Here is a 23,716-nt window from a genome sequence, read left to right on the forward strand (position 1 = left end):
CATACGTTGATTCTTCCCCCCCGCTCAGCACAAATTTTTCTCCACTCCGGAACTTTTTCTTAAAAACTGGCACCGGGTTTGCAAACCGCTTAGCTACCCACTTCTGGCCAGAAGCTGAACCCCTTGCCCGCCCCGGCTGCTGCCGGCGCTGCGGGCCTGCCTTATCCGGTTATCCTTCAGTTTCTGCTTGCCATGAAAAAGCTTCTACCCTTTCTGCTCCTCCTCTGCCTGGCGGCCTGCGCGCCCCGGGTATACACCGCCCGCGACTTCCGGCAGCAGGTGCAGCCCCGCCACCGCACGGTGGCCATCCTGCCCTTCAATGTGCACATCAAGCCTGCCCCCCAGTTGCTGGGCCGGGGGCCGCGCCCCAGCCAGCAGGAGTTGGCCGAGCAGGAATATCAGACCGGCCTGGCCGTGCAGAACAACGTGTTCAGCTGGCTGCTGCACCGCTCCGGCAAACGGGGCGGCTACTCCGTAGAGTTTCAGGATGTAGCCCGCACCAACGCTTTGCTCCAGCAGGCCGGCCTCAGCTACGAGGATGTGCAGACCCGCCCCCGGGAGGAGCTGGCCAAGCTGCTGGGCGTAGATGCCGTGGTAACCGGCCAGCTGCTGCTCAACAAGCCTCTGCCGCTGGCCGCCGCCGTAGCCATCAACGTGTTTACGCCATTTTATGCTATTTCCGATGAGGTTACGGCCTCCATGAGCCTGCACGACCAGCAGGCCGGCCGCCTGCTCTGGAAGTACGACTGCCAGCTCCAGGGCGGCGGGGGCCTCACCGACAACGCCCAGAACCTGACCAACGCCCTCATGCGCAACGCCGCCAAGCGTTTCCCCTATCAGCGCCGGGGCTAAGAGTAATTTTCATACGGGGTTGTCTGAAGCAGGACGCTGAGTATATTTCAGCGTCCTGCTTTCGTATGGGCTGTTTTACCGTTTGCTTTCATGCCCACCCCCACGCTTTCCTCTAAATTGCCCGATGTGGGCACTAGTATCTTTTCGGTGATGACCCAACTGGCCCAGGACAGCGGGGCTATCAACCTGGCCCAGGGCTTCCCCGACTACGACCCGCCCCGGCGCCTGCTGGAAGCCCTGGCCCGCCACGTACTCACGCCCGGCCACCAGCAGTACGCGCCCATGCCCGGCCTGCCCCGCCTGCGCGAGGCCATTGCCGATAAAACCGCCCGCCTCTACGGCCACCGCCCCGATGCGGCCACCGACATTACCGTGACCAGCGGGGCCACCGAAGCCCTGTACGCGGTGCTGGCGGCCGTGGTGCGTCCCGGCGACGAGGTGCTGATTCTGGAGCCGGCCTACGATTTATACGGCCCCGCCGTACGCCTGCAGGGCGGCGTGCCGGTGTACGTGCCCCTACAGGCGCCTAATTTTCGGCCCGACTGGGACCGGGTAGCCGCTGCCCTCACGCCCCGCACCCGGCTCCTGATGATCAACTCGCCCCACAACCCCACCGGGGCGGTGCTGACCGCCGAAGACCTGGACACCCTGGCTGGCCTGCTGCGCGACACCGATACCCTGCTGCTCAGCGACGAGGTGTACGAGCACATGGTGTTTGATGGAGTGCCGCACCGAAGTGTAGCGGCCCACCCCGAGCTGCGGGAGCGGGCGTTTGTGCTGTCCTCGTTCGGGAAAACCTACCACGCTACCGGCTGGAAGGTGGGCTACTGCCTGGCCCCGCCGGCCCTCTCGGCGGAGCTGCGCCGGGTGCACCAGTTCGTGACCTTCAGCGTGAGCACGCCCACCCAGCACGCCCTGGCCGATGTACTGCCGCTCACTGAGCTCTACGACGAGCTGCCCACGTTTTACCAGCAGAAGCGCGACCTGTTCCGGGAGCTGCTGGCCGGCACGGGACTAGGACTGTTGCCGGTATCGGGCGGCTATTTCCAGGTGGCCGATTTCCGCACCCTGGCCCCGGAGTTGACGGATGAGCAGTTTGCCCGCCGCCTCACCCAGGAAACCGGCGTGGCCGTGGTGCCCCTCTCAGCCTTCTACCATAACCGCCACGACGATAAGCTGGTACGTTTTTGCTTTGCTAAGCAGGAAGAAACGCTGCGGACGGCGGCGGCCCGCCTGCGGGCAGAAAGATGAAAACAGGAACTGCGGACACCTTTTCTACCACCCTGCCCCTGTGCAAGACCTTATTATCTTTCGATTAGCCTTTAACGACTTGTTTACGCGTGACAAGGCCCTTTGCAAGCTCAAGCGTAACACGTACAAGCGCAGGATGGCATAAAGGGAATACCAAACGGACTACATCCGTTTATGCGGCCCGCAACCCATTCCTTATGTAAATATTGCTTTGCGAAATAGCATATTATTCTTATACTTCCTTATTGTTCTTCCCCTTAAACGCCTGTTGCCGTGTCTGATTTAACCGTTTCTTTTGTGCAGGCCGCCCTGCAATGGCACGACCCCGCGGCCAACCGCCGGGAAATGAGTCGTCACATAGATGAAATTTCGATTCCGACGGATCTGATTGTACTGCCGGAAATGTTCACCACGGGTTTTAGCATGGAAGCTGCTGCCCTAGCCGAGCCCATGCACGGGCCCACGCTGGAGTGGATGCAGCTGGTGGCGGAGGCGCGCGACGCCGTGGTGACGGGCAGCCTGATTGTGCAGGATGAGGACCGCTACTACAACCGCCTGCTGTGGGTACGCCCCGATGGCACGGTGAGCTTCTACAACAAGCGCCACTTGTTTACTATGGCCGGGGAGCACCACGTGTACACGGCTGGCACCCAGCGGCTGCTGGAAGAATGGCGTGGCTGGCACATCTGCCCGCTGGTATGCTACGACTTGCGCTTCCCGGTGTGGAGCCGCAACCCCCAGGAGCAGCCCTACGACCTGCTGCTGTACATGGCCAACTGGCCCGCCGCCCGCCGCACCGCCTGGATAACCCTGCTGCGCGCCCGCGCCATCGAAAACCTGGCCTACACCATGGGCGTGAACTGCGTGGGTGTAGATGGCAACGGCCTGGCTTACACCGGCGACTCGGCCCTGCTGGATATGCGTGGCGAATACCTGGTGGAAGTGGGCAACCAGGAAACCAGCATCACCCGCACCCTGCGCCGCGACGAGCTAACCGCTTTTCGGGAAAGGTTTCCGGCCCTGGAGGATGGTGACGCCTTCGAGCTGCGCAGCCTGGTACCGAGCCGCTAGAACGTCTGCACAAGAGAAGCGCCCCTCGATTTTGGTCGGGGGGCGCTTTTTGTGTATCTGTACGCTGAATTTCACTTCACTTCCAGCCGCTTCACCACTGTTTCGCCGGTGAGAGCCTGGCAGCGAAGCAAGTAAATTCCGGCTGGCAGGCCCGCTACGGCTACTTGGTGGGTACGGGCGGCCAAGGTGGCAGGGCGAACCACCCGGCCTGCTAAATCCAGCACCGAAACGCGTACCGGCTGGGGGGCCTCCACGGTAGCCGTAAACGTGGCCGGATTGGGGTAGACCTGCAACAACAGCCCGGCACTGGCAACCGGGCTGGACGTTATCGTACGGCTACGGACGCCAAAGCTGGCTACCCCGCCCCCCTCCAGGCCCAGAAATAGCTCGGGCACCCCGTCCCCGTTCACATCGGCGGCGGCGGGAGCGTAGTGAAACTTATTGGCCGAGCCCCACTGGCCGGCTTGAAACTGGGCAGTGAGGGAGTTGTAGAAAATATCGGTGCGGCCCAGGAAAGCCCCCGCCTGCGTGCGTACGTCGGAGAAAAACCGGATGTCGCCGGCCGCATCAGCCGTGAGCAGGTCGGGGCGGCTGTCCCCGTCGAAGTCCGCCACCACCGGGCTCAGGTTGCTGGGCCGGCCGCCATTGCCCGTCCGGAGCTGCCCAAAGTCATTGTCCTGCACGCTAAAGGTCTGGCTGAGGTCGGGGGCGCCGGTGTTGCGGTAGTAGCGCAGCGCCTGGCCCGGCAGGCTCAGGGAGTTGGCATTGGTACCCAGCAGCATATCCACCAGCCCGTCGCCGTTGATGTCGGCAAAGGCCGGCATATCGAATGCGCGCTGGGGCATATTGGCAAAGGTACGCGCCGAGTTCAGGTTAAATACCAGCGCCCGACCCGCCGGAGCCGTATTCAGCACGTAGCTAATGGGATTATCGGCGGAGTTGTAGGCGAAGCCGGAGTACACCAGGTCCAGGGCTCCGTCACGGTTTAAGTCTACCAGCACGGGCTTTACAAAGGCCAGCTTCCGGCTCATCAATCCCAAATAATCCGGGGTAATAAGTTGAAATACCGGCGCTGAGCTGGTGCCCACATTGCGGTAGTAGCTCAGGCCGGCCCGATAGAAGCCGCGGGTATTGTTGCGGCTCACGCCCCCCACCAGCATATCTATCAGCCCGTCGCCGTCCACATCCCCGAAGGTAGGGGCGGCCAGCTCACTCACGTCCAGCATATCACGCTGCAGAAAGTCGTTTTGCTCCCGCACCAGGTTGGGCGCGGCCGCCGTACCCGCGTTGCGGTACAGCAGCACCGACTGCCGGGTTTCCACGGTATCCACGTTATCGTAGAGGTTGGGGGCCACTACCAGGTCGGGGCGGCCATCGAAGGTGACATCCACGGGGTAGGCGGCCGGGAAGTTGGGTATCAGGGCCGGGGCCGCATTGAACGGGGCCAGCGCGTTAAGCCCGGCCGCCGTAAAGCGGGCTGTCTGAGCGGTACCCTCGTTTCGGATAGTTGTCAGTTCAGGACAATTGTCGCGGCCGGTCAGCAGGTCCTTGTCCCCGTCCCCATCCAGGTCGAACAGGGCAATATTGTAGCCACCAGTGTGCTGAGGCCGAGGCTGGGGGCGGCACAAATCAGGGGCAAATGTGAACCCGTTGCACCCCGCCAGGCAGGCCATGATACCGCCCCAATAGCCCGTAGCTTCGCGCAGCTCCAGCCCCCCGCAGCCACTGGCCGTCACGTTGCGGTAGTAGTAAATGGAGGGCGAGGTGGCCGCAAAATCGTAGGTGAGCACATCCAGGCGGCCGTCTCCGTCCACATCCTCAATGGCGGGCGTGTTGTAGCCCCCGGTGGCAATATTGATGGGGCCGCCGGCATCATTGTAGCTGAGCTGCACGGTAACCAGCCGGAAAGAAGGCCGGCCCTGGGCATCGGCCACGTTGCGAAACACCCGGATGTTGCTGCCCGAGGCGTCGGCCGTGAACAGATCGGGGCGGTTATCACAGTCGTAGTCGCGCAGCAGCGCCCAGCCCGTCAGGTCTGGCGGAAACAGGGCCGTGTACTCGGGGGCAAACTGCCAGGCCCGCCCGGTGGCCGTGGCCACGCTCAAAAACGGCAGCACCCGGTTGGTGGCCCTATCAAACACGAACAGGTCGGGCTGCTGGTCGGCATTCAGGTCGAGGTTGGAAAACTGGGGCGAGTTGAGGCCCCCCGCCCAGGCATTGCGCAGCGTCTCGGTACCTTGCACTACTTTTGCTACCTCCCGAAACTCAAACCCAAACGGGGCGGTACTCTGGGCCTCGGCCAGCAGGGCGGCTCCGCCAAACACCACCGTCAATACTCCGTGTACTACTAGTTTACGCATCAAGTAAGCGACGTCAGCCGTTGGGGTTCAGTTCCTATTGCCTTCAAATTACGCACAAAACAGTATGGTAGACATTGCGGCGCTTTACACCCGGTACCGGGAGGCCACGGCCGTCAGCACCGACTCGCGGCAGCCCCAAAACGGCACGCTGTTCTTCGCCCTGAATGGGCCCACCTTTAGAGGCCGTGACTTTGCCCCCCAGGCCCTGGCTGCCGGGGCCCGCTACGCCGTGGTGGATGATGAAGAGCTGGCCGCCCAGCATCCGGACCGCTACACCTTCGCCCCCGACCCGCTGGTGGCTTTGCAGGAGCTGGCCCAGTATCATCGCCGCCAGCTGATACTGCCGGTGCTGGCCATTACGGGCTCCAACGGCAAAACCACCACTAAGGAGCTGGTACACGCCGTGCTCAGCCGCCGCTACCGCGTGCAGTACACCCAGGGCAACCTCAACAACCACATTGGCGTGCCCCTTACGCTGCTCAGCATCCGGCCCGGTGAGCATGAGCTGGCCATTGTGGAAATGGGGGCCAACCACCAGGGCGAAATTGATTTGCTGTGCCGCCTGGCTGAGCCCACCCACGGGCTTATTACCAATATTGGCAAAGCCCACCTGGAGGGTTTTGGCGGGGTGGAGGGTATTGTAAAAGGCAAGGGCGAAATGTTTCGCTACCTGGCCCAGGTAGGCGGAACGGCCTTCGTAAACACCCTGGATGCCCGCCTGCCCGGCATGGCGGCGGAGGTAGCTGAACGCATCACCTACCCCGGCCCCACCGATACGTACCCGGCCGAACTCCGGGCTACCTCCCCCAAAGTAACGTTCCGGCTGTTTGATGGCAGCCTGGTAGAAGCCCAGATTACCGGCGGCTACAACTTCCCCAACCTGGCTGCCGCCGCCGCTGTGGGGGCTTATTTTTCAGTACCTACCGAAGATATTGCCAAAGCCCTGACCGAGTACGCCCCCACCAACAACCGCTCCCAGTTAGTGCGCACGGCCCACAATGAGGTGCTGCTGGACGCCTACAATGCCAACCCCAGCAGTATGGCCGCAGCCCTGCAAAGCTTTGCGGCCCGGCCCGGCACACCCGAGCAAAAAGTGGTAATTTTGGGTGATATGTTTGAGTTGGGACCCGAAAGCACGGCGGAGCACTGGGCCCTGGGCGGTTTGCTCCGGGAGCAGCCCTTGGGCACGGTGGTACTCATCGGGAAGGAAATGCAGCAGGCCGCTGCCGCTCACCCAGGCTTTCACTACTTCCCCACCAAACCCGAAGCGGCTGCCTGGCTCCGTGGCCAGCGCCTGCAAGGCTGTCAGGTGCTCATCAAAGGCTCCCGCGGCATGGGCCTGGAAACGTTGCTGGAGCTGGTGTAGGGTGAAGTTGTGAAAGGTGAAATTGCGAAGAAGAGGAGGTATTGATTGGGGCCCTCTTCTTCGCAATTTCACCTTTCACAACTTCACCCTTGCTAAAATGGGCTATTCAGTTCGGCCAGGGTGGGCTGAACTTGGTCTTTGGCGGAAATGGTGGGGTTTTCAACGCCCCATTGAATATTCAGCACCGGGTCGTTCCAGGACAGGCCCCCTTCCGCCTGCGGGGCGTAATAGTTGGTGCATTTGTAGAGAAAAAGCGTGTTGTCCTCCAGGGCCGTAAAGCCGTGCGCGAAGCCCACGGGCACGTATAGCATGTTAAAACGCTCCGAATCCAGCACTACCGATACGTGCTGCCCGTAGGTGGGCGAACCGCGGCGAATGTCGACTACCACATCGAGGGCACGGCCGGCGGCCACGCGCACCAGCTTGGCCTGGGCATAGGGCGGTTTCTGGAAGTGCAAGCCCCGCACCACTCCCCGATCGGAGCGCGACTGATTGTCCTGCACCCAATCACCCACGATACCAGCCGCTTCCATCTTCTGGGCGCTGAACGACTCGAAGAATGCCCCTCGAGCATCGCCAAACACCCGGGGCTGGATTTCCACCACGCCCGGCACATCAAAATACGTAAATTCCATAGAGTAACAGCTGGAGACAAAGCGGCAACCGCGCCGCAAGGTAGGCAGATTTACCGGCGTGCAGTCGGCTGATTTGTTACGTCGCGCACAACATCCAGGTATTTGGTGAGCACCAGTTGCTCATCGAACTTGGTTTCGGCAAGGCGGCGACCAGCGCGGCCCATTTGCTCCAGCTCGGGAGTTGACAGGCGCACGATACGGAGCATTTTTTCGGCTAGGTCCTGAGCGTTGCGCACCTCGCAGAGGAGGCCGTTCTGACCATCTGCCACGGTTTCGCGGCAGCCGGGCACGTTAGTGGTGACAATGGGTTTGCCCATGGCAGCGGCTTCCAGCAAGGTTTTGGGCGTGCCTTCCCGATAGGAGGGCAGCACCACGCAGTCGGCCTGCCGGATTTGGGCCGCCACATCGTCGGAGGTGCCCAGGTACTCCACGTTGCCAGCCTGCAGCCACTCCTCAAACACGCTGCGCTTCACGCCCACGCCCCCGCTTTCGTCTACGCCACCCAGCAGCTGCACCCGCGTGCCGGGCACGGCCTCGCGCACCAGCCGGGCAGCCTCGAAGTATTCTTCCACCCCTTTCTCGTACAGCACCCGGGCAATCATTAGGAACACGAAAGGCTCTTGGCGCTGATAGGCGAGGTCGGGCCGGAAGCGGTGGATATCTACCCCGGAGCCCGGCAGCAAATCGGTAATGCGCGGGTCCACCAAGCCGTTCTGCAGAAACAACTGCCTGTCGTCGTCGTTCTGAAAAAACACACGTTTGGGAAACCGGAAGGCGAAGCGGTACAGACCCAGCGCCACCTTGCTCACCAGGTTTTTCACAATAAACACCGTGCCTAGACCCGAGACGTTGTTGACGCTGGGAATACCAGCCATACGAGCGGCAATGGTTCCGTAGATGTTGGGTTTGATGGTGTACTGCAGCACTACGTCGGGCCGCTCCCGGCGGTAAATCTGGTAGAAGCGGCGGGTAAGGGCAGCATCTTTCACTGGGTTGGTGCCCTTGTTTTCCATCAGAATAGGCACGAAGCGGCAGCCTAGCTCGGTTTCCAGCCGCTCAGAATAGGCATCTGGGGGGGCAATGGCCAGTACCTCGTGGCCAGCGGCCTGCAGGGCTTTTACCAGGCTCCGACGGAAATTCCAGATGTTCCAGCTGGTATTAATAACAATGGCAACGCGCATGCGGGGCGGGGCTCTAAGGAAAAGGGGAACCGGCCGAAAAGCCGGACGGGCCCGCAAAGATACGGGCCTCCCGGCGGCCCTTGTCGCTTCCGCCCCGTTTTTGGCGGGCGGGCGGCTGGCATGCTGTATTTTTGCCTCTCCTAGTTTTACCCTAACCACCCGCTCGTTTGTCTGCTCCCGTTTTGCTCTTGCGCCTGCACGCCGTTGTGGTGCTGGTAACGTTTGTGTTCTTCGGCTATAAGCTGCTGTTGCTGCTCACGGCCCGCCGGGAGCAGTTGCGCCACCTACGCGCCCGTACCCGTTGGGCCGACAGTGTGTTGCTGGGAGTGGTATTGCTGAGCGGCGGGAGTGTGTGGGCCACTGCGCCTTCCCTGGATGCGTTTTCTTTGGCGCTGCAGTTGGGCGTAATGGCTCTTTTGCTGGTTTGTGTGTGGGCACTACGCCGGGAAAGGGCCTTCCTGGCCCTGGGCAGCCTGCTAGCCACCTTCGCGTTGACTGGCTCCTTGATTTACCCAATGCGTACTGCCCGGCAGCCCCAAGCCACTATCCTATCTGCCCCTCTTGGCCAGGCCGAAGCTACGGCTACCCCCGATGCCGCTGCTCCCGTGGATACGGCCGCCATACCTTCCGCTGACTTAGCCACTATCAACTCAGCGCAACTAGCCGAACAGGACAGTGTCACCGCTCAACCGGCCACGCCGGTTTTGGCGGCCGGGAAAGTGCTGTACACCCAGAATTGTGCCGTTTGCCACGGGGCCGATGGGCGGCTGGGCCTCAACGGGGCCCGCGACCTGACCAAAAGCAACCTCAACGACGCGGGCCGCGTGTACCAGGTAACCCACGGCAGCATCAGCAAGAAGATGCCGGCATTCCAGGGCAAGCTCACCGATGAGCAAATCCGGCAGGTAGTGGAGTATTCGCTCACGCTCCGGTAAGCAGGCTACGTGCAGCACGCCGCAGGTGCAGGATGGTAGTTACAGGCCGCCATTACGTGTTACTTCGGTCACTCCAGCGCCAGGTCTGGAACTCAACATATCAACTCTCCTACCTTTACCGTATGAATCACTCGAAAGCCTGCCGCCCGGCGGGCTTTCGTCTTCCCTTCCGCTCCCTCCCGCTATGGCCAAAGAATCTAAACCCCGCCAAAACAGCACGCGTCATCACGGCAACTTTGATACCGTGAAAGGCCGGGCCGGCCGCATCCTGGCCAAAGGCAACAAAGACGCCACCTACGACACCACCTCGGAAACTGAAACCGCCGTGTTGGTAGCCGTGCCCGAAAAGCGCCAGCTAAACGCCCGCACCCAGGAGTACCTGGATGAGCTGGCCTTTCTGGCCGAAACAGCTGGCGCCACTGTCACCAAGCGCTTCGTGCAGCGCCTCGACAAACCCGATATCCGCACGTTTGTGGGGGAGGGTAAGCTGGAGGAAATCAAGGCCTACGTGCAGCACAGCGGGGCCAGCATGGTTATCTTCGACGACGACTTGTCGCCTTCTCAGCTCCGCAACCTGGAGGCTGAGCTGAAGGTAAAAATTGTGGACCGGAGCCTGCTCATCATCGATATCTTCGCGAGCCGGGCCAAATCGGCCACTGCCCAGACGCAGGTGGAACTGGCCCAGTACCAATACCTGCTGCCCCGCCTCACCGGCCTCTGGACTCACCTGGACAAGCAGCGTGGTGGGGGCGTGGCCCAGCGGGGACCTGGTGAAACCGAAATTGAGACGGACCGCCGCGTAGTGCGCGACCGGATCAGCTTTCTAAAGGAGCGCCTCAAGGACCTGGACAAGCAAAGCCAGACCCAGCGCAAATCCCGCACCGGCATGGTGCGCGTGGCCCTGGTAGGCTACACCAACGTGGGCAAAAGCACCATCATGAACCTGCTGAGCCGAGCCGAGGTGTTTGCCGAAAACAAGCTATTTGCCACCGTGGACTCCACTGTGCGCAAGGTGGTGCTGGATACGGTACCTTTCCTGCTATCCGATACCGTTGGGTTTATACGCAAGCTGCCCACCCGCCTCATCGAGAGCTTCAAAAGCACCTTGGATGAAATTCGGGAAGCCGATTTGCTTGTGCACGTGGTAGACATTTCTCACCCCTCGTTTGAGGAGCACATTGCCGTGGTAAACGAAACGCTCAAGGATATTCAGGCGGCTGATAAGCCCATGCTATTGGTGTTCAACAAAATTGATCAGTACAACCCCGAAGCGGAGGCGGAGCACCACGGCGGCTTTGAGGGCATGAACTCAGAAGACGAGGATGCCGAGGAGCAAGGCCTGGCTTCCCGCCCTTCGCTGGAGCAGCTGAAAGCTACCTACATGGCCAAGCTCCACGACCCGGTTATCTTTATTTCGGCCACCGACCGGGAGAATATTGATGAGCTGCGCGACCTGCTGGTTCGCAAAGTGAAGGCCCTCTACCCCGCCGATCGTTTTGCCGACTATTCCGTCGTCAAGGAAGATGAGTAGTCGTCTGGGGCTACAGCACTGAGTGAGAGAGAAGTCTGGCCGTGGCCAGACTTTTTTTGTGCCTTTTCTTCTCCCAGGCCCAACTCCTTAGTTCGACATTCGTAGATGATGCCGTGTTTTATTGAAAAGTTCTCAAAAAAACATATCTTTCACCTCTCACTCATTCAAAATATCACACAACCACTGCGTACATGAAAAAAACCTTTTACTCCCTCTCCCTCGGTTTGGCTTGCCTGGCTTCCGTTTCGGCTTCTGCTCAAACCGGCCAGCGCGCTATTCTTCCCGCCAACGGCCAGCTCCCCACGAAAGTAGCCAACCGGGGCTGCGCTGCTATGGAAGTGCTGGATGCCCAACTGGCCGCTAACCCAGGATTGGCCCAGCGCCTGTCGGCCATTGAGGCCCAAACGGCTCGTTACGCAGCCAATCCCGTAGCTATGCGCACCACGGCCGCCGTTACTATTCCGGTAGTTGTGCACGTACTATACCGCACCAGCACCGAGAATGTGAGCGACGCCCAAGTACAGGCCCAGATTGACGTTCTGAACCAGGACTTCGCCAAAACCAACACCGATGCCTCGCTGATTCCGGCAGCATTTGCCGGCTTGGCAGCCAATACCAACGTGCAATTTGCTTTGGCCAAGCGCACGCCCACCGGCGGCACCACCAACGGCATCATCCATAAAGCCACCAAAGTAACTTCCTGGAGCAGCAACGACGCGGTAAAGAACTCCAAGCGCGGCGGCGACGATGCCTGGGATGCTACCAAGTACCTGAACATTTGGGTGTGTAACCTGGGTCAGGGTTTGCTGGGCTACGCGCAGTTTCCCGGCGGCTCAACCACTACCGATGGCGTAGTAGTGCTGTACTCCTCTTTGCCTGGCGGCTCGGCAGCTCCTTATAACAAAGGCCGCACGGCCACGCACGAAGTGGGCCATTACCTGAACCTGCGTCACATCTGGGGTGATGCCAGCTGCGGCAACGACCTGGTAAGCGACACGCCTACCCAGCAGACCAGCAACTATGGTTGCCCCACCTTCCCCAAAGTAACCTGCTCCAACGGGCCCAACGGCGACATGTTCATGAACTACATGGACTACACGGATGATGCCTGCATGTACATGTTCTCCAACGGGCAGTCCTCGCGCATGAACGCCCTGTTTGCCACCGGCGGTGCCCGCGTGGGCCTGGCTACTTCCAACGGTGCTACTGCTCCCCTCACCACTGCAGCCACCAGCCTGACGCTGTACCCCAACCCCGCCACCGACCAGCTGAACATCCGCACGGCCATGGATACCCCGGCCAGCAACTGGACGGCCAAGGTATACGACCTGCGTGGTTTCGAAATGAAGCAGACCCGCACTTCGGCCAGCGGTACCCTGGACGTATCGGCCCTGCCCACCGGCTTCTATCAGGTTGTCCTGACGGACGGCGTGAACGTGCAGCACCAGCGTTTCCAGAAGCAATAATTTGCTTCCTATCTTCCTTCAAACTCCCCGACCTGATAAGCAGGTCGGGGAGTTTTGCTTTTCTACTTTACTAACAAATTCGCAATTAAAGCGCCGTTTTTTAAAGTATCATTTTGCTTATCGGGTATTAATTTAATTATTTTCAATAATTTGGCCTTCACGTTCCCTTTCCCACAACCACCACACACCTCCAGTACCTTTCGTTCACTCATTTCCTACCATCCACAACCACACACAGCATATGAGAAAAACTTTGTACTCCCTGGCCCTTGCGGGCCTGAGCCTGGGCACCTCAATTTCAGCGCAGGCTCAACTGACGCGGCAGTGCTCTACTATGGAAAACCTGGCTCAGCAGCTAGCCGCCGACCCGGCACTGGCCCAGCGCCTGGCGTCCATCGAAAATCAGACGCAGAGCTTCATGGCTAATCCCGTGGCCCAGCGCACCACGGCCGTAATTACCATCCCGGTAGTGGTACACGTGCTCTACAACACCACGGCCCAGAATATCTCGGATGCTCAAATTCAGTCTCAGCTTACGGTACTGAACGAGGATTTCAACAAACTCAACTCCGATGTAAGCAAGACTCCTGCGGGTTTTGCCGGTTCGGTGGCCAACGTGGGTATTCAGTTTGTACTGGCCAAGCAGACTCCAACCGGAGCCGCTACCACCGGTATCGAGCGTAAATCCACCACGAAAACCAGCTGGGGTACCGACGATTCCATGAAGAAGGCCAGCACTGGCGGCCTGGATGCCTGGAACTCGGCCAAATACCTGAACCTGTGGGTGTGTAACCTTTCGGGTGGGGTACTGGGCTACGCGCAGTTTCCCGGCGGCACAGCCGCTACCGATGGCGTAGTAATTCTGACCTCGGCTTTCGGGCGGGGCGGTTCCGCCTCGGCTCCGTTTAACCTGGGCCGGACGGGCACGCACGAGGTAGGCCACTGGCTGAACCTGCGCCACATCTGGGGTGATGCCAACTGCGGCAGTGACCTAGTGAGCGACACGCCTACCCAGGCCGGCCAGAACTACGGCTGCCCTTCTTACCCCAAAACGAGTTCCTGCACCGGCAACGGCAGCTACGGTGATATGTTCATGAACTACATGGACTACACGGATGATGCCTGCATGTACATGTTCTCCAACGGGCAGTCCTCGCGCATGAACGCCCTGTTTGCCACCGGTGGTGCCCGCGTGGGCCTCACTACCTCTACCGGCGGCACGGCTCCCGGCGGCACTACCCCTACGCCCACCACGCCTACCTACTGCGCCAGCAAAGGCAGCAATGCATCGTATGAGTGGGTTGACTTTGTGCAGCTCGGTTCCATCAGCCGCACCTCGGGCGCTAACGCGGGCTATTACGACGGTACGGCCCTGGGCACCACGGTAACGGCTGGTTCGTCGCAGACTATCAGCTACTCGGCCGGTTACGCTTCTACGGCCTACACCGAGTACTGGAAAATCTACATCGACTACAACCAGGATGGTGACTTCGCCGACTCGGGTGAGCTGGTAGCCAGCCGCAGCAGCGCGTCGGCCAGCACCCTCACCAGCACCTTCACGGTGCCCACTACGGCCAAGAGCGGCAAAACCCGCCTGCGCGTAGTAATGAGCGACGCCTCGGCCACCACTAGCTGCAACAGCTATAGCTACGGCGAAACCGAAGATTACAGCATCACCATTTCGGGCGGCACGGCTCGTCAGGGCTTGGCCACGGCCGAGTCGGCGGGGTACCGCATCTACCCCAACCCCGCCACCGACGTGCTGAACATTGAAGTACCCGCTTCCATCAACCACGAGTCGGTTTCGGTAACGGTGTACGATGTGCGCGGCGCCCAAATGAAACAGGTACGCTTTGATGGCAACCTGCTGAATGTGGGTAGCTTGGCCAAAGGCGTATACACCCTGCGCATTGCTGATGGGCAGCAGGTTACGCACCAGCGCTTCGTGAAAGAATAACCTCCGGGCACTCTTTCTGTAGTACCTGAAAGCCCCTTTTCCTACCCGGAGAAGGGGCTTTTTTTAGCCGGTTGTGGTTGAGCTTGCCAGGTGCCTGGTTGCCGGGGTAAGCGGATTTTCACTCCGGTAAAACCTTTTCCCCAGGCCTTAGTAAAGAGGCCTGCCTACTGTTTTGCTTCTCTGCCTATGAAAACCTTGTATCTGATGCGCCACGCTAAATCCAGCTGGAGCTTTGATGAGTTGAGCGACAAGCAGCGCCCCCTCAACGACCGGGGCCGCGACGATGCCCCCGTAATGGGCGAGGCGTTGGCCAAGCGCAGTATCCGCCTGGATTTGCTGGTGAGCTCCCCGGCCGTGCGGGCCATGAGCACAGCGGCTTTGGTAGCCCACGAGCTGGAATATCCCGCCGATAAAATAGAGGTGATAGAGGCAATTTATGAAGCCACCGTGCCCGATTTGCTGACTGTGGTACGAGAGTTGCCGGACGAGGCCGAATCGGTGCTGCTGGTGGGGCATAACAATACGCTCACTGAGTTTGCCAACCTGCTTTCCCCCAGCAGCATCCCCGATATGCCCACGGCCGCCATTGTGTGCCTGAAATTCAGCACCGACCAGTGGGCCCGGGTAGACCGTGCCAACGCGGAATACTACTTCTTCGACAAACCCAAAAATCAATAGGCAGTTCCTGGTTTTTGGGTGCTGGTTTATCGTTGTCAATTGTCGGTTTTCAGCTCTCAGTTCTGACAACTCATAGCCAGCGAATCGTGGCTGGCAACCAGCAGCCAAAAACCAAGTCCCCAAGTCCCTAAGTCCCCAACCCGCTATGTCCGAAACCAAACAGGCGCAGCCCCGGCTGCTGAACCGCGAGCTAAGCTGGCTGACGTTTAACCGCCGCGTGCTCCAGGAAGCCCAGAACCCCGAGGTGCCCCTGCTGGAGCGCATTAAGTTTCTGGCCATTTTCAGCAGCAACCTGGATGAGTACTTCAAGGTGCGGGTGGCTACGCTGCGCCGCTTGGTAAAGCTCAAGAAGAAAACCCGGGCCAAGTTGGGCGAAGACCCCGCCGAGCAGCTCCACGACCTGTTGCAGGAAGTGGGCCGGCAGCAGCAGGAGTTTGGCGACACGTTTCGGAACCAGATACTGCCGGGTCTGCGCCAGGAGCACATCCACCTGATTTCGGAGCACGACCTCACGGAGGAACAACACCAGTGGGTGCAGCAGTACTTCCGCGAGAATGTGCAGGATTTACTCTCGCCCATTATCCTGGATGAAAACCTGCACCACCTGTTCCTGCGCGACCAGAGCGTGTACCTGACGTTCTTCCTCAGCCAGCCCGAGAACCGCAAAAAGCACGATGCCGAGCGGATAGTGGCTATGGAGCTGCCCACCAAGCGCCACGGCGGCCGCTTTGTGCGCCTGCCCGACGTGGGCGAGGAGCACTACGTGATGTTCCTGGACGACGTGATTCGGTGCTGCGCCCAGGAGCTGTTTCCTAAGTACCAGAAGGTGCAGGTACACGCCATTAAACTCTCCCGCGACGCCGAGCTGGATATTCAGGAGGAAGTATCGGGCAACCTGCTGGCCAAAATCAAGAGCAGCCTGCAGAAGCGCGAAACCGGCTTCCCGGCCCGCTTGCTGTATGACCCCGCCATGCCCAAAGAGGTGCTGCGGGCCATTATGCAGAAAACCGGCATTGGCAAGGAGGAGCTAGTGGAAGGCAGCCGCTACCACAACTTCCGCGACTTCTTCGGCTTCCCCGATTTTGGGCTGGCCCGCCTGCAATATGCGCCCATGGCCCCGCTGCCCCAGCCCACGCTGCCCCGCACCGGCCCCATGCTGCCCGCCATTGCCCAGCGCGACCATCTGCTACATCCGCCCTATCAGTCCTTCGACTACGTAACCCGCCTGCTCACCGAGGCCGCCAAAGACCCGCAGGTAAGCGGCATCAGCATGACGCTGTACCGGGTGGCGGGCAAGAGTGAAGTAGCCAAAGCCCTGCTAAAAGCCGTGAAGAACGGCAAGCAGGTAACGGTGGTGGTAGAGCTGAAAGCCCGCTTCGATGAGGAAAGCAACATGTTCTGGGCGGAGAAGCTGCAGAAGGCCGGCGCCAACGTCATTTTTGGCATTCCCGAGCTGAAGGTGCACAGCAAGCTGCTGCTGATTACGCGGGCCGAGGAAGGCCACAACCAGCTGTACGCCTACTTGAGCACCGGCAACTTCAACGAAAAAACCAGCGAGATTTACGCTGACCACGGCCTGTTCACCGCCAACCCCGACATCACGCGGGAAGTGGCCGAGGTGTTCCGCTACTTCCACGACCGCCAGGACAAGGCCGGCCTGTTTCAGCACCTGCTGGTGGCCCCTTTTGAGCTGCGCGAGAAGCTCAACGCCCTCATCGACGGGGAAATGGAGCGGGCCAAGCGGGGCGAGGAGGCCTACATCATTCTCAAGCTGAACGCCCTGCAGGATGAACGCATGATTCTGAAACTGTACGAGGCCAGTGAGGCCGGCGTGCGGGTTGAGTTGCTCATTCGGGGTATTTCCTGCCTGATACCCGACTTGGCGGGCCAGAGCAGCAACATCACTCAGCGCGGCATGGTCGACCGGTTTTTGGAACACGCCCGGGTGTACGTGTTCGGCAACGGAGGCGAAGAGAAGGTGTACGTGGCGTCCTCCGACTGGATGGCCCGCAACCTGGACCGCCGCGTGGAGGTGGCCTTCCCCATTCTGCAGCCCGATTTGAAGGCCGAAGTGCGCCACCTGCTGGATTTGCAGCGCCAGGACAACGTGAAGGCCCGCGACTGGCAGAACAACTTCCTGGGCCAGGAAGAAGCCGCCGAACAGGGCCGCATCCGTTCCCAGTTCGACACCTACGCCTACCTTAAAAGTCTGGGCAAGAAGCCCGCTGCCCGCCCGCGCAAGCCCGCCGCGCCCAAAAGCTAACCGGGTTCCGCCACACCCCTACCACGCCGGTCCGGCGGGCGCAGCCCGTCGGGCCGGTTGTCGTTTGGGGCAGCCGCGCCGCCTGTGGCCCGGTGGGTGTCAGTTGGCGGCAACCGGCCCGGTGGGCTGCACCGCCGGGCCGGCCAGGGGATGATAAAACAGCTACTGCGGGCGGCGGCGCGGAGTGGTGGTACGCGGTTGGGTGGAGTGCAGCGTAATCACCACCGAATCGGGGGAGGATACGGGGAGCTGCACGGTGAGGTGGCGGGGGTAGCTGACCACCAACACCTGCGGCCCGGCTGGCCCCCTGAACCGGAATACGCCCTCGGAGTTGGTAGTGGTGGCTACGGCCGTGCCTTTCACCAGCACTGAGGCTCCGGCCAGCGGCGTCGCCAGCGGGTTTTGCACCCGGCCGGTGTACAGAACGCCCGGCTCCGGGGTTTGGGCCTGGGCTGAGGATGCCAGCAGCAACCCCGCAATCAGCCAACTATACTGCTTGCTTGCCACGGGTAGTCAGGCCTGCGACTTAGCGGCGCGAGGGGCGCGGGTACGGCGCACCTTTTCCGGCTTGGCTGGTTCGGGTACCACGGCTTCGGGGGCGGCCAGCTTACGCAGCTTGGTTACCTTTTCGGCCAGCTGCCCGGCGGTTTTGCTGATGGCTTTGGTCACGGGCTCTTCTCGCTCCTGCTCCGGCGAGTCGTAGAGGTGAGCATCCAGCAGGCCGGCCAGCTGCTCGGTGAGAAGTTGGCGGGCCGCCTTGGCCGGCGCAACGGTGCGCGCTTCCTGCTTGGCTCGCTGCCGCAGAATCTGGTCGGTGAGGTGCTGCACGGTTTTGCTGATGCCCTTGGGCAACTTGCTACCCTGGGGCAGTTGCAGGTGAGGAGTCAGGGCGGTGGTCAGCTCATCCAGCAGGAGTTTCTTGGCAGCTTTCATGCAGTGCGGAGTGGGTAGCCGGAAATGGAGGCTCCCGGGCGCAAAAGTACAAGGCCGCACGCCCAGCTACAGGTTATCAAATCATCATCAATGCCGAGCCGTGTGTGCCCTAATTGAGCAGGACCGTCCCTCCGGCGCACCGGGTAGTTTTCCAGCACGCCCGGCCAGAGCCATTGCCCAGGCAGTATGATGGCTCGGTAAAAGCGTATACCCATGTCTGGCCGTTGGACCACCGCAACCGGGCCAGTTGCCCTCCTTCAGCAATGATGAGCCGCCATTGTGCTTCCCTATGCCGTCCGTAGAGCCGGCTGTACAGGCCTGAGTGTTTGCTTCTGGGCAGTAGAGGTAATGCGGCCATCATGGCTGGCTAATCGGGCCGTAATAAGGCCCGTCTACTTTTGCCACTAGGCTGTGTGGAGAGTCGCGTAGGGAGAACGTCATGCAGAGCATGTGGCGCCTTGAGCCGGAGGCGAAGCAGCTCGCGGGCTGACGTCTGAATAGTTTGGCAACGTCAGCCCGCGAGCTGCTTCGCCTCCGGCTCTGCATGACGTTCCAGGCAGGACAGTTGATAAAGTCTTCCCACGCTCTTGAAGCTGCCACCGAACCATCCGCCTGTATTGCTTGTTTATTCTTCCGTTTCTCGTATATTCAGGATAATACGGCATGGTTTTGCCTGTGCCTCCCGTTGTTTCACCTTGGCTTTCCTTCCCATGCTACATACCATTGCTTCCTCGGCCTTTACGCCTCCTACCGTTGCTCACCCTCACGAGCTCAAAATCTGGCCCACGTGCTACGCGGCCGTGGAGGCGGGTACCAAGCCCTTTGATGTGCGCCTCAACGACCGGAACTTTCAGGTAGGCGACGCCCTGCTGCTCTGCGAGTACGAGCCCGAAAGTGAGCGGCACACCGGCCGCACCCTGGAACGCTGGGTCAGCTACCTGCTGCCCGGCGGCACCTTCGGCATTGAGCCGGGCTGGTGCGTGCTGGGCTTCTCCGAGCACCCGCCGTTGCCCGCCGGCGTGCACGATACCCGCCTCTGGTAGCCGCGCCGCCCGCTTCTCCGGCCTTTTCTGCCCCTGCCCTCCCCGGCCGGGGCTTTTTTGCGCCCGATGGCGGGCCTGGAAACCGGGCCATTGAACGGCCCGGTCCGGCGGGCGCAGCCCGTCGGGCCGGTTGACGCAAGCTGACACCCGCACGAGGACGCACGATACCCACCTAGCGCGTATGGTCAGCGGACGACACCCGCACGATACCCGGACGGCGCGCACGGCCCGAACGACAACCGGCCCGACGGGCTGCGCCCGCCAGACCGGAGCAAACCGCCCGCCAAACGCCCCCTACCGCCCCGAACCACTATCTTCCGCCTCCCAACCCACTATCCTATGCCGCTTTCCTTATCCGAAGTAAAAGACCGCGCCATTCGCTTTGCCCAGGAGTGGCAGGGCGAAACCCGGGAGCACGCCGAAGCCAAAGCCTTCTGGGGTGATTTTTTCAACGTGTTCGGCGTGAACCGCCGCCGGGTGGCCACCTTCGAGGAGCCCGTGAAGAAGCTCTCGGGCCAGCAGGGCTTTATTGACTTGCTCTGGAAGGGCACCCTGCTGGTGGAGCACAAAAGCCGGGGCAAGGACCTGGATAAGGCCGTGCAGCAGGCCAAAGACTACTTCCCCGGCCTCAAAGACCACGAGCTGCCCAAATACATTCTGGTATCCGACTTCGCCCGCTTCCGGCTGTATGACCTCGACGAGGGCACCAGCTTTGATTTCGGGCTGGAGGAGCTGCACCAGCACCTGCATTTGTTCTCGTTTCTGACGGGCTACCAGAAGCGCCAGTACCAGGCCGAGGACCCCGCCAACATCAAGGCGGCCGAGCTGATGGGCGAGCTGCACGATGCCCTGCTGCGCGGCGGCTACCACGGCCACAAGCTGGAAGTGCTGCTGGTGCGCATCCTGTTCTGCCTGTTTGCCGAGGATACGGCCATCTTCGAGAAGGACGCCTTCCGCGAGTTCCTGGAGGCCCACACCCGCCCCGATGGCTCCGACGTGGGGGCCCAGCTGGCCCAGTTCTTTTCCATCCTCGACCAGCCGCCCCAGGAGCGCCAGCGCCAGCTGCCCGCCCACTTGCAGCAGCTGCCCTACGTGAATGGCTCCCTGTTCACGGAGTTCTTCCCGTTTCCGGCCTTCGATGCGGGCCTGCGCGAGCAGCTGATCCGGTGCACGTACTTTGACTGGTCGCGGATTTCGCCGGCCATTTTCGGGTCGTTGTTTCAGTCGGTTACGGACCCGGTGAAGCGGCGCAACCTGGGGGCGCACTACACCTCCGAGGCCAACATTCTGAAGGTGATTCAGGGCCTGTTTCTGGATGAGCTGCGCCAGGAGCTAACCCAGGCCGGCCAGAACCGCCCCCGCCTCGATGCCCTGCACCGCCGCCTGGAGCAGCTCCGCTTCCTGGACCCCAGCTGCGGCTGCGGCAACTTCCTGGTGGTGACCTACCGCGAGCTGCGCCTGCTGGAGCAGGAAATTCTGGAGCGCCTGTTTCAGGACCGCCGCGCCACCGGCCAGACGGTGGATCTGGCCCTCTACGCCCGCGTGCAGGTAGACCAGGCCTACGGCATTGAGGTGGAAGAATTTCCGGCCCGCATTGCCGAGGTGGCCATGTGGCTCATGGATCACCAGCTCAACCTGCGCCTCTCCGAAGCCTTCGGCAACCTCTACCTGCGTCTGCCCCTCACCCGCACCGCCCGCATCGTGCACGGCAACGCCCTCACCACCGACTGGGAAACCGTCGCCCCCAAACACCAGCTCAGCTACATTCTCGGCAACCCACCGTTCATTGGTTACCACTTACAGACTAAACAGCAGAAGGCTGAAATGGCGACACTGTTTAAGGGGGTAAACGGCGCTGGTCTGCTAGACTTCGCTTCGGCTTGGTTTTACAAAGCTGCCCAGTATATGAATGGCACCAGTATACGGGCAGCATTGGTAAGCACTAACTCAATTGTTCAAGGTGAACAAGTAGGCATTCTATGGAATGAATTGTTCACGAATCAGCAAGTCAAAATTCATTTTGCTCACCGCACATTCAAATGGAATAATGAAGCGCGAGGCAACGCGCAAGTGTATTGCGTAATCATCGGATTTGGACCAGAGGATAGCCCGAAGCACTTCATTTATGATTACAGCACACCACGGGCTGAGCCTATGCGCAGAGAAGTTTCGCGCATCAACTCTTACTTGATTGAAGCCGATAACACACTTATTTTAGGACGCACCAAACCGTTAAGCCACGTCCCGGAAATGGTCAATGGAAATAAGCCTGTTGATGGTGGCTTCTTCTTTTTGAATGATGTTGAAAAGGATGAGTTGTTACTGAATGAGCCAAAAGCGAAAGATTACATCAAGCCATTTCTAGGGGCGCAAGAATTTCTGCGAAACCAGAACCGTTGGAGTTTATGGCTTGAAGGAATTTCCCCATCAGTTCTTAAAGATTTACCGTTTGTGTCGCAACGAGTTAATCAGGTAAGATTATTTCGTCTTGATAGCTCCAAAGCTGACACAGTACGGATGGCCCAATACCCGACTCTTTTCGGCCAAACACGCCAGCCTAAAAACAACTACCTACTTATTCCCCGACACTCGTCAGAAAACCGCCGTTACGTACCCTTTGGCTTCTTTACTCCAGATGTCATTCTCGGTGATTCTTGCATGAGTATCCCAAATGCTACGCCCTATTTGTTCGGCGTGATGACTTCGGAAATGCATATGGCTTGGATGCGGCAAATCTGCGGGCGCATCAAGAGCGACTTCCGATATTCGGCCACCCTCGTCTACAACAACTTCCCCTTCCCGGCGTCGCCCAGCGCGAAGCAGGTGGCGGCGGTGGAAGCGGCGGCGCAGCAGGTGCTGGCGGCCCGGGCCCAGTTCCCCCAGGAAAGCCTGGCCACCCTCTACGACCCGCTCACCATGCCCCCCGCCCTGGTGAAAGCCCACCAGCAGCTCGATAGGGCCGTGGACCTGTGCTACCGCCCCGCCGCCTTCCCCACCGAGCTGAGCCGCCTGGAGTTCCTCTTCGAGCAGTACCGGCAGCTGCAAGCGCCCCTGCTGCCCCCGCCCCCCACCCCCAAACGCCCGCGCAAGTCCGACGCCTAGTTTCCCGCGCTGGCTGACCAGCCAGCCGCAACCACGAACGAGTTCGGGTCGGACCCGAACTCGTTCGTCTTTTCAGGCAACCAGAACGCCCGTGCGGCCAACGTTGCGGCCGTTCCGGTCCGGCGGGCGCAGCCCGTCGGGCCGGTTGAAAGTAGCTGATACCTGCCCGGCCCCATGTGGCGCGAATGGCCCGGACGACAACCGGCCCGACGGGCTGCCGCCCGCCGGACCGGATCAGGCGTTAGCGCAGAATATAGTGGGCGGGTATCATTCCCTCTGACTCAGCCTGGAAGCCGGTATGCGTGGGGGGCAAATCCAGGTAGAGGTGGGCCAGGGCCTGTTGGCAGAGCGTGCCGGAGCGGTAGCCGGCATAGTCGCGGTAGGAGCTGTACGGCCAGTCGTGCAGATGAGGCACGAGGCCGGCCCGCACGGGGTTTTGGTGCAGGTAATGAAAGCAGGTGCGTGGGTAGTCGGCATCGTACAGCGGTAGCAGGCGGGCTTTGGTTTTGGCCTGAAACAGGGAGCCGGTGCGCTGCATTTGCCGGTTGATGGCCTGCGCGTAAGTGCCCAGCACCCGCCCAAACGCTGGCAGCAACGGATGCTGCGCCGCCGGGTTGGCGGAAGCCATGACCAGAAAGTGAAAATGATTCGGCATCAGGCAATAGGCCAAGATATGGCCGTGTGGCAGTACCTGCGCGCGGATTTTGCGCAGGAAAAACAAGTAGTGCTCCGGCGTGAAAAAGACCGGCTGCCGGTTGTTGCCCCGGTTGTAGATATGGTATAGCTGCTCCGGATAGATTATAGGCATTGAGGAAGATACTTACCCGCTACCGTAAGCGCAACAGTGCCCCGGCCCGGCGGGCGGCAGCCCGTCGGGCCGGTTGAAGGTAGCTGACACCCGCACGCCTCCCCGCACGGTCCGGTCCGGCGGGCGGCAGCCCGTCGGGCCGGTTGAAAGTAGCTGATACCCGCCCGGCCCCACGTGGCGCGAATGGCCCGGACGACAACCGGCCCGACGGGCTGCCGCCCGCCGGACCGGACCGCTTGGCCGGGCCGCGTGGGGCCGGGGCAATGCCAATACTTTGTATGTAG

Annotated in this window: 18 protein-coding genes; 12 read left to right on the forward strand and 6 right to left on the reverse strand. The window is 60.8% G+C overall.

What is annotated here, in order from left to right:
* Positions 1-192: 192 nt before the first annotated feature.
* From ABIB60_RS04580 to ABIB60_RS04590, 3 genes are all read left to right on the forward strand, one after another.
* Positions 193-852, forward strand: a complete 660-nt coding sequence (locus tag ABIB60_RS04580; protein WP_354578024.1) for a hypothetical protein — start codon at positions 193-195, stop codon at positions 850-852.
* Between the two features lie 90 nt (positions 853-942).
* Positions 943-2,103 (forward strand): methionine aminotransferase, encoded by a 1,161-nt coding sequence (locus tag ABIB60_RS04585; RefSeq protein ID WP_354578025.1) that lies wholly within the window; start codon positions 943-945, stop codon positions 2,101-2,103.
* Positions 2,104-2,376: 273 nt separating this feature from the next.
* The gene (locus tag ABIB60_RS04590; protein ID WP_354578027.1) at positions 2,377-3,174 is read left to right on the forward strand and encodes an amidohydrolase; all 798 of its coding nucleotides are present in this window, start codon (positions 2,377-2,379) and stop codon (positions 3,172-3,174) included.
* 71 nt (positions 3,175-3,245) lie between these two features.
* Here ABIB60_RS04590 and ABIB60_RS04595 read toward each other — a convergent pair whose 3' ends face one another.
* Positions 3,246-5,534 (reverse strand): T9SS type A sorting domain-containing protein, encoded by a 2,289-nt coding sequence (locus tag ABIB60_RS04595; protein WP_354578028.1) that lies wholly within the window; start codon positions 5,532-5,534, stop codon positions 3,246-3,248.
* Between the two features lie 64 nt (positions 5,535-5,598).
* On the opposite strand from ABIB60_RS04595, the gene ABIB60_RS04600 reads away from it, so the two are divergent.
* Positions 5,599-6,900, forward strand: coding sequence for a UDP-N-acetylmuramoyl-tripeptide--D-alanyl-D-alanine ligase (locus ABIB60_RS04600; protein ID WP_354578029.1), 1,302 nt, complete (start codon positions 5,599-5,601; stop codon positions 6,898-6,900).
* Between the two features lie 92 nt (positions 6,901-6,992).
* Here ABIB60_RS04600 and rfbC read toward each other — a convergent pair whose 3' ends face one another.
* Complete coding sequence (gene rfbC, locus ABIB60_RS04605) at positions 6,993-7,535, reverse strand: dTDP-4-dehydrorhamnose 3,5-epimerase (protein WP_354578030.1); 543 nt, start codon at positions 7,533-7,535, stop codon at positions 6,993-6,995.
* Positions 7,536-7,585: 50 nt separating this feature from the next.
* Entirely contained in the window at positions 7,586-8,716 is a 1,131-nt protein-coding gene (locus ABIB60_RS04610) for a glycosyltransferase family 4 protein (protein ID WP_354578031.1), read from the reverse strand.
* Positions 8,717-8,883: 167 nt separating this feature from the next.
* Here ABIB60_RS04610 and ABIB60_RS04615 point away from each other — a divergent pair, with 167 nt between their 5' ends.
* The 6 genes from ABIB60_RS04615 to ppk1 all read left to right on the forward strand — a co-directional run bounded on the left by ABIB60_RS04615 (position 8,884) and on the right by ppk1 (position 17,546).
* Complete coding sequence (locus ABIB60_RS04615; RefSeq protein ID WP_354578033.1) at positions 8,884-9,651, forward strand: c-type cytochrome; 768 nt, start codon at positions 8,884-8,886, stop codon at positions 9,649-9,651.
* 184 nt (positions 9,652-9,835) lie between these two features.
* Positions 9,836-11,182 carry a GTPase HflX gene (gene hflX, locus ABIB60_RS04620; protein WP_354578034.1) on the forward strand — a complete coding sequence of 449 codons (1,347 nt, stop codon included), beginning with the start codon at positions 9,836-9,838 and terminating at the stop codon, positions 11,180-11,182.
* Between the two features lie 191 nt (positions 11,183-11,373).
* Positions 11,374-12,648: a M43 family zinc metalloprotease gene (locus ABIB60_RS04625; RefSeq protein WP_354578035.1), complete on the forward strand. Its 1,275-nt coding sequence runs from the start codon at positions 11,374-11,376 to the stop codon at positions 12,646-12,648.
* Between the two features lie 241 nt (positions 12,649-12,889).
* On the forward strand, positions 12,890-14,605 hold the full coding sequence (locus ABIB60_RS04630) for a GEVED domain-containing protein (RefSeq protein ID WP_354578037.1): 1,716 nt from the start codon (positions 12,890-12,892) through the stop codon (positions 14,603-14,605).
* Between the two features lie 186 nt (positions 14,606-14,791).
* The gene (locus tag ABIB60_RS04635) at positions 14,792-15,283 is read left to right on the forward strand and encodes a SixA phosphatase family protein (protein WP_354578038.1); all 492 of its coding nucleotides are present in this window, start codon (positions 14,792-14,794) and stop codon (positions 15,281-15,283) included.
* A 145-nt stretch (positions 15,284-15,428) separates the two neighbouring features.
* Positions 15,429-17,546, forward strand: a complete 2,118-nt coding sequence (ppk1, locus tag ABIB60_RS04640) for a polyphosphate kinase 1 (RefSeq protein ID WP_354578039.1) — start codon at positions 15,429-15,431, stop codon at positions 17,544-17,546.
* A gap of 162 nt (positions 17,547-17,708) precedes the next feature.
* Here the strand turns inward: ppk1 and ABIB60_RS04645 are convergent, their stop codons facing one another.
* Together ABIB60_RS04645 and ABIB60_RS04650 are read right to left on the reverse strand one after the other, a co-directional pair.
* A complete protein-coding gene (locus ABIB60_RS04645; RefSeq protein WP_354578041.1) occupies positions 17,709-18,053 on the reverse strand; it encodes a carboxypeptidase regulatory-like domain-containing protein in 345 nt (114 codons plus the stop codon).
* 6 nt (positions 18,054-18,059) lie between these two features.
* A complete protein-coding gene (locus tag ABIB60_RS04650; RefSeq protein ID WP_354578042.1) occupies positions 18,060-18,479 on the reverse strand; it encodes a hypothetical protein in 420 nt (139 codons plus the stop codon).
* A 710-nt stretch (positions 18,480-19,189) separates the two neighbouring features.
* Between ABIB60_RS04650 and ABIB60_RS04655 the strand changes: the two genes are divergently transcribed.
* Both ABIB60_RS04655 and ABIB60_RS04660 read left to right on the forward strand, forming a co-directional pair.
* Positions 19,190-19,522 (forward strand): ASCH/PUA domain-containing protein, encoded by a 333-nt coding sequence (locus ABIB60_RS04655; protein ID WP_354578043.1) that lies wholly within the window; start codon positions 19,190-19,192, stop codon positions 19,520-19,522.
* Positions 19,523-19,861: 339 nt separating this feature from the next.
* The gene (locus tag ABIB60_RS04660) at positions 19,862-22,624 is read left to right on the forward strand and encodes a class I SAM-dependent DNA methyltransferase (RefSeq protein ID WP_354578044.1); all 2,763 of its coding nucleotides are present in this window, start codon (positions 19,862-19,864) and stop codon (positions 22,622-22,624) included.
* Between the two features lie 241 nt (positions 22,625-22,865).
* On the opposite strand, the gene ABIB60_RS04665 is transcribed toward ABIB60_RS04660, so the two are convergent.
* A complete protein-coding gene (locus tag ABIB60_RS04665; protein WP_354578045.1) occupies positions 22,866-23,432 on the reverse strand; it encodes a transposase in 567 nt (188 codons plus the stop codon).
* Between the last annotated feature and the right edge of the window lie 284 nt (positions 23,433-23,716).

The sequence above is a fragment of the Hymenobacter sp. UYP22 genome (genome assembly GCF_040547285.1).
Lineage (GTDB): Bacteria > Bacteroidota > Bacteroidia > Cytophagales > Hymenobacteraceae > Hymenobacter.

Excerpts from the sequence above, each read along its gene's own strand:
- ABIB60_RS04580 (WP_354578024.1), top strand. The coding sequence starts at position 193 with ATGAAAAAGCTTCTACCCTTTCTGCTCCTCCTCTGCCTGGCGGCCTGC.
- ABIB60_RS04585 (WP_354578025.1), top strand. The coding sequence starts at position 943 with ATGCCCACCCCCACGCTTTCCTCTAAATTGCCCGATGTGGGCACTAGT.
- ABIB60_RS04595 (WP_354578028.1), bottom strand. The coding sequence starts at position 5,534 with ATGCGTAAACTAGTAGTACACGGAGTATTGACGGTGGTGTTTGGCGGA.
- ABIB60_RS04600 (WP_354578029.1), top strand. The coding sequence starts at position 5,599 with ATGGTAGACATTGCGGCGCTTTACACCCGGTACCGGGAGGCCACGGCC.
- rfbC (WP_354578030.1), bottom strand. The coding sequence starts at position 7,535 with ATGGAATTTACGTATTTTGATGTGCCGGGCGTGGTGGAAATCCAGCCC.
- ABIB60_RS04610 (WP_354578031.1), bottom strand. The coding sequence starts at position 8,716 with ATGCGCGTTGCCATTGTTATTAATACCAGCTGGAACATCTGGAATTTC.
- hflX (WP_354578034.1), top strand. The coding sequence starts at position 9,836 with ATGGCCAAAGAATCTAAACCCCGCCAAAACAGCACGCGTCATCACGGC.
- ABIB60_RS04625 (WP_354578035.1), top strand. The coding sequence starts at position 11,374 with ATGAAAAAAACCTTTTACTCCCTCTCCCTCGGTTTGGCTTGCCTGGCT.
- ABIB60_RS04630 (WP_354578037.1), top strand. The coding sequence starts at position 12,890 with ATGAGAAAAACTTTGTACTCCCTGGCCCTTGCGGGCCTGAGCCTGGGC.
- ABIB60_RS04635 (WP_354578038.1), top strand. The coding sequence starts at position 14,792 with ATGAAAACCTTGTATCTGATGCGCCACGCTAAATCCAGCTGGAGCTTT.
- ppk1 (WP_354578039.1), top strand. The coding sequence starts at position 15,429 with ATGTCCGAAACCAAACAGGCGCAGCCCCGGCTGCTGAACCGCGAGCTA.
- ABIB60_RS04650 (WP_354578042.1), bottom strand. The coding sequence starts at position 18,479 with ATGAAAGCTGCCAAGAAACTCCTGCTGGATGAGCTGACCACCGCCCTG.
- ABIB60_RS04655 (WP_354578043.1), top strand. The coding sequence starts at position 19,190 with ATGCTACATACCATTGCTTCCTCGGCCTTTACGCCTCCTACCGTTGCT.
- ABIB60_RS04660 (WP_354578044.1), top strand. The coding sequence starts at position 19,862 with ATGCCGCTTTCCTTATCCGAAGTAAAAGACCGCGCCATTCGCTTTGCC.
- ABIB60_RS04665 (WP_354578045.1), bottom strand. The coding sequence starts at position 23,432 with ATGCCTATAATCTATCCGGAGCAGCTATACCATATCTACAACCGGGGC.